This window comes from Paraburkholderia sp. BGA-UO-ETr-F21 (assembly GCF_059567925.1).
The window spans coordinates 180,624-193,234 of the sequence record NZ_JCAQOY010000017.1; the positions used below are offsets into that span (position 1 = coordinate 180,624).

Below are 12,611 nucleotides of genomic sequence, written 5' to 3' on the forward strand. Positions count from 1 at the left end.
GCGGAAAGTCTGGATCGAGTTTGAAGAAAGCCCCTTGCGCTGCGAAGCGCAAGGGGCTTTCTGTTTTGCGGACGCCGCTCACTGGTCCGTAATGCGCAGATCCGGATTGTTGCGCGCCAGTTCGGTCACCCACTCGATAAATGCGCGTAGCCGCGAACTCAGATTGCGGCGGTGCGCGTAGAGCACCGATAACGGCGTACCGGGACTCGTGTAGGTGGTGAGGATTTCCTTCAACGCGCCCTGGTTGATGAGATCGGAGACCATGAAGCGCGAGGGCTGGATGATGCCGTGGCCGAGCACGGCCGCGCCGATATACACGGAGCCGTCGTTCACCGCGAGCACGCTTTTCAACGTGACCTTGGCGATTTCGCCGTCCACTTCGTATTCGAACGGGAACGTCTTGCCCGTGCGGGCGGACACGTAATTGACCGCGCGGTGCTCGCTCAACGCTTCGAGCGTGGTCGGCTCGCCGTATTTCTCCAGATACGCCGGCGACGCGCACGTGACGATGCGCGCCTGGCCGATCCGACGTGCGACGAGACTCGACTCTTCCGGCGTGCCCATGCGGATCACGCAGTCCACGCCATCCTGAATCAGATCGATGTTGCGATCGGCGAGGCCGAGCCGCACGTCGATCTCGGGGTATTGCCGGTAGAAATCATCGAGCGCGGGCAGCAGCAGCGCGCGGGCCAGCGTGCCGGACGTATCCACGCGAATCGTCCCGGCCGGATTTTCGCGTTTGTTCGACAGCGACGATTCGGCGTCGACGACTTCGGCGAGAATGCGCACGCAGCGCTCGTAGAACAGCGCGCCGTCTTCGGTGACGCTGACCTGGCGCGTCGAACGGTTCAGCAGACGCACGCCGACATGTTCCTCCAGCGCCTGGATGGTGCGGCTGACTTTGGCGCGTGGCAGGTCGAGCGACTCGGATACTTTGGTGAAGCTGTTCGCCTCCACCACACGCGTAAATATCTCCATCGCTTCGAAACGGTCCATGTTTTGCCTTATGAGTGATTGCCGGAAGTAGGTTTCGAAGTGAAGTGTATAGGTTGGAAAAATTGTTGTCGCATAGGCTGAGAGTCGGCCGCCCGCACAGCGCCTCTGCCGGGCCGTCGTGCTCAATCCCGATCCGGCGCGCCGAGCGGGAAAAACGCGCGATAGGGGCGCGCTTCATCCACCGCGCGCGCAAACGACGGCCGCGCCAGCAGCCGCTTGCGGTAAGCGAGCACGTGCGCAAACGCCGGGCCGATGGCGTGCGTCCAGTCGGCATAGAAGAGGAATGGCGCGGCGCCGCAATCGGCGAGGCTGAAAGTGTCGCCGGCGGCCCATTCGCGCTCCGCCATCACTTTGTCCAGCCAGCCGTACGCGGTGTCGAGCATGGCGCGCGCCTCGGCTACGGCGCGCGGGTCGCGCTCCGGCTCCGGGCGCATGCTGTCGTAGACGATCTTCTGCTGCGGCGTCGAAATGTAGTTGTCGAAGAAGCGGTCCATGCCGCGCACTTCCAGCGCCGCGCGGGCGTCGGCCGGCACGAGCGGCACCGGTCCGGGATGATAAAGGCCCAGGTATTCGATGATGATGCTCGCCTCCATGACCGTCCGGCCGCCGTCCACCAGCAGCGGAAACCGTTTGATCGGCCAGAGCGCGGCGAATTCGGCCATGACTTGCGGGTCGTCGTGCGCGAGCAGGCGTAATTCGAATGGTGTGCCGTTCTCGTAGAGCGCGGTCAGGACCTTCTGGCAGTACGAGGAGAACGGATGGGCGTAGAGCTTCAGGGGCATCGTGTCACCTTGAACGGTTGAGATTGCTGGGCGCGCTGCGCGCGGTGACGGCCTGATCGACCGTTTACTTCACGACGAACGGCGGCGCCGCAAATCGACAGCCATGAGGATCGATTGGCCGGCATTCGCTACGACAAACCGTCATAAAACTATGAAGAAAGATGGTGTAACATTTGAAAACTTTGTAAGAGACGCCGACGTGACCGGATAAATGGTGCGACAGAAGCAAGCTCGGGGCGTCACTCAAATCAACAACGAATAATTCGACGCACGGGGGCTTCAGATGTCTACGATCACGTCTTCGGTGAACAGCGCGACCTCGAACGCGCAGAGCCAGGTTCAGCAAGCGGCGCAATCCATTATCAGCGGTTCGACCGGCAACTCGTCGATGGACGTGGCGTCGCTGGTCTCGGTGCTCGTGAACGCCAGGACGGCGGGCCAGGCGGCGGCGCTGCAAGCAAGGCAAACCAGCGACAACACCACCTTATCCGCCTACGGCGCGCTGACTTCGGCGTTGTCCGCGTTGCAGGCGGCGCTCAAGAATCTGTCTGACGGAACGACGTTGTCCACCTTCGCGGCTACCGCGAGCGCCAAGGGCCTCGACCCGAAAGCAGGTCCGGGCGCGGTGGCCGGCAGCTATACGATCGATGTCACACAGATCGCTTCGTCGCAAAGCCTGTCTTCGGCGGCGTTCGGTGCGGCCACGCAGCTCGGCACCGGCACGCTGACCATCTCGGTCGGCGGCAAGTCGATGGATGTCGCGATCGACAGCACCAACAACACCTTGAGCGGGATTGCCGGCGCGATCAATAAAGCGGGCAACAATCCCGGCGTCACGGCAACGATCGTGACCGGTACCGGCGGGGCGCACCTCGTGTTGCGTTCGTCTAACACCGGCTCGGCCAACACGATCAACGTGGCCACCAGCAACGTTCAGAACGATGCGGGCCTGTCGAGCCTCGGCGTGACGTCGACGCCCGGGGCGAACGGCGCGCCGTCCACGATCGTTTCGTCGGATGCCGGCCGGGCGTGGCGGCAGAGTGAAGCCGCGCAAGACGCGCTGCTCACCATCGGCGGGATCGCGGCGCGCAGCGCCAACAATGCCGTCACCGATGCGATTTCCGGCGTCACGCTGAATCTGTCGAGCGCGTCGGTCAACAACCCGCAGACGCTGACCATCGCGCCGGACACCACCGGGCAGAACACGGCCATCACGAATTTCGTCAATCTGTACAACACCGTTGTCACCACGATCGGCAAGCTGTCCTCGTACGACAAATCGTCGAAGACGGGCGGCGCGCTGCTGGGCGACTCGACGTTGTTGACGGTGAAGAACGCGCTGGCTTCGATCGTCAGCGGCGGGGTTGGCCAGGGCAGTTCGGTGGTGACTCTCGGCCATATCGGCATCGCCCTCAAAGGCGATCCGGCGGACGGTACGCTAGTCGTGGACAATGCGAAACTGACTACCGCGCTCAACTCCAGCTCGGCGCAGGTTGCCGCGTTGTTCAATTCCACCAATGGGATCGGCGCCAAACTGAACAAGAGCATTGCCGAGTTCACGCGCACGGGCGGCATTATCGACACGCGCAACTCCGCGCTGAATGCCGACCTGAAGAGCGTCACCGCGCAGCAAAGCAAGTTGAGCGACTACGCCACGCAATTGACGAAGCAGTACCAGAGCCAGTTCACTGCACTGAATACGTTGATGGCGACCATGAACAACAACTCGGCGTATCTGACGGCGTTGTTCGGCGGCTCGAAGAGCGCGGGCGCGCTGGCGACCAACAAGTAGGGTTGAAGGGCGGGGCGGCGGCCGGTTCGCGTGCGGTACGCCGCGGGTCGAGGCGGGCCGTGCCGCCCGCTGGCTTGTGCGGGAGCTTGTGCGGCAGCTAGTGCGGCAACCGCACATCAAGCCTGAACGTCACCAGCCTTGCAAGCAGGATAAAGGCGGTGGCGATCAGCACGCTATACACGGTGTCGAAGTCGAAGTAATCCATCAGCACATACAGCCAGCAGCCGACGAACGCGCAGGTCGCATACGGCCGTGAGTCGCGCAGAATCAGCGGCACCTCGTTGCACAGCACGTCACGAATCACGCCGCCGAAAACCCCCGTCAGCACGCCCATCAGCACCGAGGTGAACCACGGCATTTGCGCGTCGTGCGCGATCGATGTGCCGGCGATGCTGAAGAGGGCTTTGGGCGGAGGACTTGAAGGGCGCACATGGTTCGGTCGGAGAGCGAAGGATCCTACGCGAAACAACTCGCATCACGTCGACATCCGCCATTTCATCAGTTACGCATGCGCACCGGTTTAAGTTTTCCCAGTGAAGGTTCACCAGTGCAATTGCGATTGTCGGTTGGAAGATGTAGGTGTTTTCCGGGATATGTCAAATTTGATTGCAAAGGTCGCCATTCAGTTAATTTTTCGGCCGAGTGGCGTTAGCATTGCGAAGGTTTTCCCGGCACCACTATTAAATGCTGAGGAAGATTGAAACCTGCGAAATCACCTCTCTCGGACCGGACCTTGAGCCGGTTTTGCTTGTGCTTTGCCATGAGCAGGTAAAAGTATTTGATGATTACGATAAGGGAATAATTGTGTCTAAGGCAGAAGCGTCCGTTGATGAGCTCGTATCGATGATCGAGCGTGGCGAACTTCGACTCCCTGAAATGCAGCGGCAGTACGTCTGGCGTTCAACGCGCGTTCGGGATTTGCTCGACTCCCTTTACCGCGGTTACCCTTCCGGTGCGATTCTGCTTTGGGAAACTAATGAAGAGATCGCTTTGCAAGATTTTGCGGTCAGCCAAAGCGCGAATCCGTATAAGAGCACACGTCTGTTGCTCGACGGCCAACAAAGGCTTACGTCACTGTCCGCGGTCATCAGAGGGGAGCCCGTCCGGGTGCGCGGACGACAGCGTCCAATTGACCTTCTTTTCAATCTTGAACATCCTGATCAGCTCACATTGATCACTGAGGTCGAGGAAAGCAGTCTCAACACGGAAGACGTTGAAGATGATGACGATATTGCGAATGAGGATGCAGATTCTGACGAAGATGAACTTCTCAAGCGATTCAACAAAATGACCTTTGTGGTATCGACGCGAAAGCTGGAGCAAATGCCCCAATGGGTAAAAGTCTCGGAAGTATTCAAGAATGACAGTGACGCGCCTTTTCTCAAACACGCCGGTGTTTCGGATTTCGATGACCCGCGGTATGAGCGATACAGCCAACGTTTAGCGAAGCTCCGGGCCATACGCAAGTACGTGTATCGGATGGACGTGCTCGAGCGCACCCTGTCGTACGATGAAGTTACTGAAATCTTTGTTCGAGTTAACTCACTGGGCGCAAAGCTCAGGCGCTCCGATTTAGCGCTCGCTCAAATTACGGCGAAATGGCGACACTCGCTCCAGACATTTTTGGATTTTCAGACCGACTGCGCAAAAAGGGGATTCGATCTTGATCTCGGACTTCATCTCAAGAACCTCATGGCTTTTGCGACAGGGCAGTCGCAATTCTTGACCGTGGGCAGTCTGTCGGCAAACAAATTAAAAACGGCTTGGAAGAGCTCGTGCGAAGGCATGCATTTCGCGCTGAATTTCCTGAAGAGCAACGTGGGGATCGAAAGTCCGGTTCTTCTATCTTCGCCTTTTTTGTTGGTCGTCTTGGCATATTTTGGACATTTGCACAAATATAAGGTGAAAGCCCAAGAAGCCTCTCAATTACGCTATTGGATCTTGGTCGCCAATGCCAAAGGTCGCTTTTCTCGAGGATCGAGCGAAACGATCCTTAATCAGGATCTCGCAATCCTTCGCGACGGCGGCAATGTTCAAGACCTTATCGACAGGCTGAGATTGCAATTCGGGCGCCTTGACATCGCTCCCGAAGAGTTGGAGGGGCGAAGCCAGCGCAGCGCACTCTTCAAGACGATGTTCCTTGCGTTTCGCGCAGCGGATGCAAAAGATTGGCGTTCAAACCTTGCAATTGCACTAGATCATTCAGGGAGCCAGCATCACCTACAGTTTCATCACATCTTCCCGAAAAAACAACTTTGCAAGGATTACTCCGTGCGTGAGGCCGATGATATTGCGAACTTAGCTTTTATCGGCGGAAAGACAAATCGTGCGATCAGCGACAAGCTGCCTTCCAAATATCTGCCATCCTATATAGAAGAGCACGGACGCGGGCCGTTTGTCGCTCAGGCAATTCCGACAAAAGATTCATTGCTTGAGTTGTCAGCGTACAAGCAGTTCCTGACACAACGGCGCAAGTTGATCGCCGCCAGGCTCAATGAGTTTTTGGAAAACTGCCGGGTGTGACGAGGTCGGATCATGCGAAACTTTCGGGATCTGCTGACCAGTTGAGAGCGACGACTTCTCATAGGCCTCGATGCGCTCAATGCGGCAACCGCACATCAAGCCTGAACGTCACCAGCCTTGCAAGCAGGATAAAGGCGGTGGCGATCAGCACGCTATACACGGTGTCGAAGTCGAAGTAATCCATCAGCACATACAGCCAGCAGCCGACGAACGCGCAGGTCGCATACGGCCGTGAGTCGCGCAGAATCAGCGGCACCTCGTTGCACAGCACGTCACGAATCACGCCGCCGAAAACCCCCGTCAGCACGCCCATCAGCACCGAGGTGAACCACGGCATTTGCGCGTCGTGCGCGATCGATGTGCCGGCGATGCTGAAGAGCCCAAGGCCGATCGCATCCGCGACCAGCAGAACCCGTTCGGAAAGCAGACGCGAGGTCATTTTCAACAGCATCGGCGCGAACAGCGACATCACGAAGATCGCGATCAGATAGCCCTGATGCTCGACCCAGTAAAACGGCCGCCGCTCCAGCAGCACGTCGCGCAACGTGCCGCCGCCGAAGGCCGTGGCGATCGCCACCAGAAACGTGCCCACTGTGTCGAGCCGGCGGGTTCTCGCTTCGATGAAACCGGAAATGGCGTATGCGAAAATCGCCAGCGCCTCCATGAGGGTCAGCGCGAGGGTCAGCCTCGGATGGATCACCGCGGCTCCGTCAGGATCTGGTGTGAGCCGGCAACGCGCCCGGCTGCAGCAGCACGACCACCGCGCCGGCGCCGCCGTCATGCGGGCGCGCCTGGCAGAACGCGATGACCTCGGACTTCTGCACGAGCCACGCGCGTACTTTGCCTTTCAACACAGGCTCCTTGCCAATGGATCCCAGACCCTTGCCGTGGATCACGCGCAAACACCGCAAGCCGCGCTTCACCGATTCGCGGATGAATTCCGCCAGCGCCTCGCGCGCTTCCTCGCGCCGCATGCCATGCAGGTCGATTTGCGCCTGCACGATCCAGTCGCCGCGCCGCAGTTTGCGCACGACTTCCTGGCTCACGCCGGGACGGCAGTAGGACAGCGTCTCGTCGGTGTCGAGCAGGACTTCGGGATCGTACTCGTCCGAGATCGCTTCGTGCAGCACGGCTTCTTCGTCGAGTCTGGTTTGCACCGGCAGCGGTGGCGGCGGATTGCGCGGCAGCGTGGCGCGCGGCGGCACGGCTAGCGGCGCGACCGCCCCAATCTCGCGGCGAAACAGATCGGCGTCCGCCGACGCTTCGCGCTGCGCGGCCGCGGCGGCCGCCTTTTCACGCTCGCGCCGTTGCGTGTCGACTTTGAGCGCATCGCGCAATGCGCCGAGGCCGGCGAGACCGGCGAGACCGGCGGCCGGTTCCACCTTCGGTTTGACGGCGGGCGCAGCCGGCTCGGGCGCGGGACGCGCCACGGCTCGCGCGCGCTTCGGTTCGCTCGGATGGGGCTGATTCTTCGGCATAGGGGTAAGACACGCAGAAAAGTGGACCGGTCGCGCGACGTTTGCTTGCGACCGGAATGCAAAAAGGCCGCCGGCTTTTCAGCCGCGGCCTTTCTTCTGACAGGCGGCCGGGCCATGCCCAGCCGTCATTTTACCGTTGCGCCAATCTTCCTGACCGGCTCGCTCGCCGGCGTGGCTGATTAACGCTCGGCTTCCTGGCTCATGGCGTGCTCGCCAGCCATCTCGTCGATGGTTTCCAGATAGCGCTGCGCGTCGAGCGCGGCCATACAGCCCGTGCCCGCGCTGGTGATCGCCTGACGGTACACGTGGTCCTGCACGTCGCCCGCCGCGAACACGCCCGGCACGCTGGTGGCGGTCGCAAAACCATTCAGGCCGCCCTTGGTGATGATGTAGCCGTTCTTCATCTCCAACTGGCCCGCGAAAATATCCGTGTTCGGCTTGTGGCCGATCGCGACGAACAGGCCCTGCAGCGCGATGTCTTCGGTGGCGCCCGTTTTCGTGTTCTTGATACGCAGACCGGTCACGCCGGACTGGTCGCCGGTCACTTCTTCGAGCGTGCTGTCCCACTTGATCTCGACGAGGCCTTCCTTTTCCTTCGCCAGCAGACGGTCGATCAGGATCGGCTCGGCGCGGAACTTGTCGCGGCGATGGATCACCGTCACCTTCTTCGCGATACCGGACAGGTAGAGGGCTTCCTCGACCGCGGTATTGCCGCCGCCGATCACGGCCACATGTTGTTGCTTGTAGAAGAAACCGTCGCAGGTGGCGCAGGCCGACACGCCCTTGCCCATGAACGCTTCTTCCGACGGCAGCCCGAGGTACTGCGCCGAGGCGCCGGTCGAGATGATCAGCGAGTCGCAGGTGTATTCGCCCGAATCGCCGATCAGGCGGATCGGCTTCTCATCCAGCTTGGCCGTATGGATGTGGTCGAAAATAATTTCGGTGTTGAAGCGCTCGGCGTGCTCCAGAAAGCGTGCCATCAGTTCCGGGCCTTGCACGCCGTTGGCGTCGGCAGGCCAGTTTTCGACGTCGGTCGTGGTCATGAGCTGGCCGCCTTGAGCGAGGCCCGTGACGAGCACCGGCGCGAGGTTCGCGCGCGCCGCGTAGACCGCAGCCGTATAGCCGGCGGGACCGGAACCGAGAATCAGAACCTTGGCGTGTTTCGTGGAAGTTGCGGGCATGATCGAATCCTTTTACGGCGCCCGGCTCGCCCATGCGAGGCCGCGCGACTTGAGCTGAAACTATAGTTGGGTATCAGTCCGGCATTATAAAGGGCGAGGCGCCGGCCCGCTCCATGAAGCTTTCCGATCGCACCGATAGCGTCGCCTCGCACCCCGCAGCGCCTTTCTGTGGCCAAACGGCCAAGTTACCGTCATTTACAGCCTCGCGCGGGACACTGCGTTTACAATAGGCCGGATCGAAGTTCCCGGAAGCCGGGATCGGGCCCGAAGCCCCGCCGGTCGAGGTTCGGCTGCGGTTCAGGCAACCACCCAAGCCGGGAATCGGGCACACACGCAACAGGATCAATGGCAAAAGCTCCCTATTCCGCGAGCGCGCAGGCATTGCCGCACCGCATGTCGCGCCTTTTCACCGAAATCCGCTGGATCCTGCAGGTGGCGCTCGGCGTCTTCCTGCTCATGGCGCTCGTCAGCTATAGCCGGCGCGATCCGAGCTGGACCCATGCCGCGCAGGTCGACCATATCGCCAACTGGGCGGGCCGCGTCGGCGCGTGGACGTCGGACATCCTGCTGCTGCTGTTCGGCCTGTCCGCCTACTGGTGGATCGTGCTGCTCGGCCGCCATATCTCCGCGAACTACAAGCGCATCACCCGTCACGAGGAAGAGCAGGAAGACGCGCCGCGCGAGAGCTGGCTTGCCGACGCGTTCGCCTTCATGCTCGTGCTGCTGGCGTGCGACGGCATCGAGGCATTGCGCATGTGGTCGCTCAAAGTGCAGTTGCCGCGCGCGCCGGGTGGCGTGATCGGCGAGGCCGTTGCGCGCGGCGTGTCGCATGCGCTGGGTTTCACGGGCGGCACGCTGGCGCTCTTGATCGTGCTCGGCATCGGCCTGTCGCTGTATTTCCGTTTTTCGTGGCTGTCGGTGTCGGAGAAGGTCGGCGAATCGATCATTTCCGCGGTGACCTTCGCCAAGCTGCGCCGCGAGGCCGGCCGCGACCGCAAGTTGGGCGAAGCGGCCGCCGTCAAGCGCGAAGGCAAGGTCGAGAAGGGCCGCGTGCGGATCGAGGAACACGAGCCGGTCATGATCGTGCCGCCGGTCGTCACGCCGGCCAAGTCGGAGCGCGTCGAGAAGGAGCGGCAAGTGCCGCTCTTCACGGACCTGCCGGGCGATTCCACCTTGCCGCCCATTTCGCTGCTCGATGCCGCGCCCGCCGCGCAGGAAACCATTTCCGCGGATACGCTGGAATTCACGTCCCGTCTGATCGAGAAGAAGCTCAAGGACTTCGGCGTCGAAGTGAGCGTGGTCGCGGCGTATCCGGGCCCGGTGGTCACGCGCTATGAAATCGAGCCGGCCACAGGCGTGAAGGGCAGCCAGATCGTCGGTCTCGCCAAAGACCTCGCGCGTTCGCTGTCGCTCGTGTCGATCCGTGTGGTCGAAACGATTCCGGGCAAGAATTTCATGGCGCTGGAGCTGCCGAACCAGCGTCGGCAGACCGTGAGTCTCTCGGAGATTCTCGGCTCGGCGGTGTATGCGGATGCCGCATCGCCGCTGACCATGGGCCTCGGTAAAGACATCGGCGGCAAGCCGGTGTGCGCCGACCTCGCGAAGATGCCGCACTTGCTGGTGGCCGGTACCACGGGCTCGGGCAAGTCGGTGGGGATCAACGCGATGATCCTGTCGCTCCTCTACAAAGCGAGCGCCGATCAGGTCCGCATGATCCTGATCGATCCGAAGATGCTGGAAATGAGCGTGTACGAAGGCATTCCGCATCTGCTCTGTCCGGTGGTGACGGATATGCGCCAGGCCGGTCACGCGCTGAACTGGGCGGTCGCCGAAATGGAGCGCCGCTACAAGCTCATGAGCAAGCTCGGCGTACGTAACCTCGCCGGCTACAACAACAAGATCGACGAAGCCGCCAAGCGCGAGGAAAAGCTGCCGAATCCGTTCAGCCTCACGCCGGACGATCCGGAACCGCTCACGCGCCTGCCGAACATCGTGGTGGTGATCGACGAACTGGCCGACCTGATGATGGTGGTCGGCAAGAAGGTCGAAGAGCTGATCGCTCGGATCGCGCAGAAGGCGCGCGCGGCCGGCATTCACCTGATTCTGGCGACGCAGCGTCCGTCGGTGGATGTGATCACCGGTCTCATCAAGGCCAACGTGCCGACGCGGATGGCCTTCCAGGTGTCCTCGAAGATCGACTCGCGCACGATTCTCGACCAGCAGGGCGCGGAATCGCTGCTCGGCATGGGCGACATGCTGTATCTGCCGCCGGGCAGCGGTTTGCCGGTCCGCGTGCATGGCGCGTTCGTGTCGGATGAGGAAGTGCATCGGGTGGTCGACAAGCTGAAGGAACAGGGCGAGCCGAACTACATCGAAGGCATTCTCGAAGGCGGCGTGACGGGCGAGGGCGACGAAGGCTCGGCGGGCGCCGGGGGAACCGGATCGGGCGACGGCGAGTCGGACCCGTTATACGACCAGGCGGTCGACGTCGTGCTGAAGAACCGCCGCGCGTCGATCTCGCTGGTGCAGCGGCATTTGCGCATCGGCTATAACCGCGCGGCGCGCCTGCTCGAGCAGATGGAGAATTCGGGCGTGGTCTCGGCCATGTCATCGAACGGCAATCGCGAGATTCTGGCGCCGGCGCGGGAAGCGGAATAAGCCGACGGGCAGCGAGATCGCAGCGAGGCGGCGAATATTCTCGCCCCGGCGCGGCAGCGCGGATTGACCGACGGCAGCGAGTTCGCAACGAAGTGGCGAATGCACTGTCGGCGGCGGCGAGACGCGGACGCCTCATTAGCGTTGCCAAAAGGAAAGCAAACCACGCGTCGTGGCGTTGAGGCGTCGCTACCACTGCGAAGGCTCGTTTGGCGAGCCATGCTTTGCGTCTGTGAAGGGCCGGTTGCTACCCTAAGGCTCGTTTAAGGCGGGGTGGCTAAGCTGCCCCTACGCGCTTGGGTACGGCAAATGGGACGCAGGCTCGCTGGCATTGCGGCAGCTCCTCGCCAATGGTCGCGCAGGCATCGCCCAATGCGCAGGCAAGCGGTCACGACCGCTCAACGAATTCAATCAAGGGAGAAAACTATATGCAGCTATTCGCGCAGCAGCACGCTCGAGAGAAGGCTCAATCCGGCCGTTTCGGCCAACTCGCGCGGACCCTCGCGCGTGGCGTGGGCAGTGTGGCGATCGGCGCATCGGTGCTCTTCGCATCGCAGGCATTCGCGAGCGGCACCGAGCAGCTGAAAGCGTTCGTCGCGCAAGTGCATTCGGCGCGCGGCACCTTCGTGCAGCAGGAAGTGCGGGTGCCAAGCAAGGCGCAGCAGGGCGCGAGCGGCACGCTGTCCACTACGGGCACCGGCAAGACCGGCACGTCGAGCGGCACCTTCACCTTCGCGCGTCCCGGCAAGTTCATCTGGCAATACGAGAAGCCCTATGCCCAACTGCTGCAGGCGGACGGCGACAAGCTCTACGTGTACGACAAGGATCTGAATCAGGTGACAGTGCGCAGTCTCGGCGGCGCGCTCGGCGCGAGCCCGGCGGCGATCCTGTTCGGCAGCAACGATCTCGACAAGAACTTCACACTGCGTGACGCGGGTGTGAAGGCCGGCATCGACTGGCTCGAACTGACGCCGAAGGCGAAAGACACGCAGTTTCAGCGCGTGGGCATCGGCTTCAAGGACGGCAATCTCGAAGCGATGGAATTGCACGACGTGTTCGGCAACGTCACGCTGCTGACCTTCTCGAATATTCAGAAGAACCCGCCGCTGCCGGCCGACGCCTTCAAGTTCACGGTGCCTAAGGGCGCGGACGTGATCAACGGCTAAACCGCCTGCGGGTGGCATGTGACAGGCAGAAAGCCGCG

The 12,611-nt window shown here is 61.6% G+C and carries 9 protein-coding genes and 1 pseudogene; 4 read left to right on the forward strand and 6 right to left on the reverse strand.

Annotation, left to right across the window (positions count from 1 at the left end; genetic code table 11):
• Window positions 1-78: 78 nt before the first annotated feature.
• A complete protein-coding gene (locus AC57B1_RS13235; RefSeq protein ID WP_091796363.1) occupies window positions 79-996 on the reverse strand; it encodes a LysR family transcriptional regulator in 918 nt (305 codons plus the stop codon).
• Between the two features lie 122 nt (window positions 997-1,118).
• Window positions 1,119-1,778: a glutathione S-transferase family protein gene (locus AC57B1_RS13240; protein ID WP_408187305.1), complete on the reverse strand. Its 660-nt coding sequence runs from the start codon at window positions 1,776-1,778 to the stop codon at window positions 1,119-1,121.
• A gap of 283 nt (window positions 1,779-2,061) precedes the next feature.
• Here AC57B1_RS13240 and fliD point away from each other — a divergent pair, with 283 nt between their 5' ends.
• On the forward strand, window positions 2,062-3,570 hold the full coding sequence (gene fliD, locus AC57B1_RS13245; RefSeq protein WP_496417696.1) for a flagellar filament capping protein FliD: 1,509 nt from the start codon (window positions 2,062-2,064) through the stop codon (window positions 3,568-3,570).
• 97 nt (window positions 3,571-3,667) lie between these two features.
• Here the strand turns inward: fliD and AC57B1_RS13250 are convergent.
• Window positions 3,668-3,970: pseudogene (locus AC57B1_RS13250) on the reverse strand (trimeric intracellular cation channel family protein); the annotation flags it as partial.
• A gap of 284 nt (window positions 3,971-4,254) precedes the next feature.
• Between AC57B1_RS13250 and AC57B1_RS13255 the strand changes: the two are divergent.
• The gene (locus AC57B1_RS13255) at window positions 4,255-6,093 is read left to right on the forward strand and encodes a GmrSD restriction endonuclease domain-containing protein (RefSeq protein ID WP_496417697.1); all 1,839 of its coding nucleotides are present in this window, start codon (window positions 4,255-4,257) and stop codon (window positions 6,091-6,093) included.
• A gap of 76 nt (window positions 6,094-6,169) precedes the next feature.
• Here the strand turns inward: AC57B1_RS13255 and AC57B1_RS13260 are convergent, their stop codons facing one another.
• From AC57B1_RS13260 to trxB, 3 genes are all read right to left on the reverse strand, one after another.
• A complete protein-coding gene (locus AC57B1_RS13260) occupies window positions 6,170-6,790 on the reverse strand; it encodes a trimeric intracellular cation channel family protein (RefSeq protein WP_091800716.1) in 621 nt (206 codons plus the stop codon).
• A gap of 13 nt (window positions 6,791-6,803) precedes the next feature.
• Window positions 6,804-7,571, reverse strand: a complete 768-nt coding sequence (locus AC57B1_RS13265; protein WP_496417698.1) for a Smr/MutS family protein — start codon at window positions 7,569-7,571, stop codon at window positions 6,804-6,806.
• Between the two features lie 179 nt (window positions 7,572-7,750).
• On the reverse strand, window positions 7,751-8,752 hold the full coding sequence (gene trxB / locus AC57B1_RS13270; protein WP_408187302.1) for a thioredoxin-disulfide reductase: 1,002 nt from the start codon (window positions 8,750-8,752) through the stop codon (window positions 7,751-7,753).
• A gap of 345 nt (window positions 8,753-9,097) precedes the next feature.
• Here trxB and AC57B1_RS13275 point away from each other — a divergent pair, with 345 nt between their 5' ends.
• Window positions 9,098-11,410, forward strand: coding sequence for a DNA translocase FtsK (locus tag AC57B1_RS13275; RefSeq protein ID WP_408344874.1), 2,313 nt, complete (start codon window positions 9,098-9,100; stop codon window positions 11,408-11,410).
• Between the two features lie 425 nt (window positions 11,411-11,835).
• Window positions 11,836-12,573 carry an outer membrane lipoprotein chaperone LolA gene (lolA, locus tag AC57B1_RS13280; protein ID WP_496417699.1) on the forward strand — a complete coding sequence of 246 codons (738 nt, stop codon included), beginning with the start codon at window positions 11,836-11,838 and terminating at the stop codon, window positions 12,571-12,573.
• Window positions 12,574-12,611: the final 38 nt, after the last annotated feature.

Coding starts and splice junctions, on each gene's coding strand:
- lolA (WP_496417699.1), top strand. CDS start 11,836: ATGCAGCTATTCGCGCAGCAGCACGCTCGAGAGAAGGCTCAATCCGGC.
- fliD (WP_496417696.1), top strand. CDS start 2,062: ATGTCTACGATCACGTCTTCGGTGAACAGCGCGACCTCGAACGCGCAG.
- AC57B1_RS13275 (WP_408344874.1), top strand. CDS start 9,098: ATGGCAAAAGCTCCCTATTCCGCGAGCGCGCAGGCATTGCCGCACCGC.
- AC57B1_RS13255 (WP_496417697.1), top strand. CDS start 4,255: ATGCTGAGGAAGATTGAAACCTGCGAAATCACCTCTCTCGGACCGGAC.
- AC57B1_RS13235 (WP_091796363.1), bottom strand. CDS start 996: ATGGACCGTTTCGAAGCGATGGAGATATTTACGCGTGTGGTGGAGGCG.
- AC57B1_RS13265 (WP_496417698.1), bottom strand. CDS start 7,571: ATGCCGAAGAATCAGCCCCATCCGAGCGAACCGAAGCGCGCGCGAGCC.
- AC57B1_RS13240 (WP_408187305.1), bottom strand. CDS start 1,778: ATGCCCCTGAAGCTCTACGCCCATCCGTTCTCCTCGTACTGCCAGAAG.
- trxB (WP_408187302.1), bottom strand. CDS start 8,752: ATGCCCGCAACTTCCACGAAACACGCCAAGGTTCTGATTCTCGGTTCC.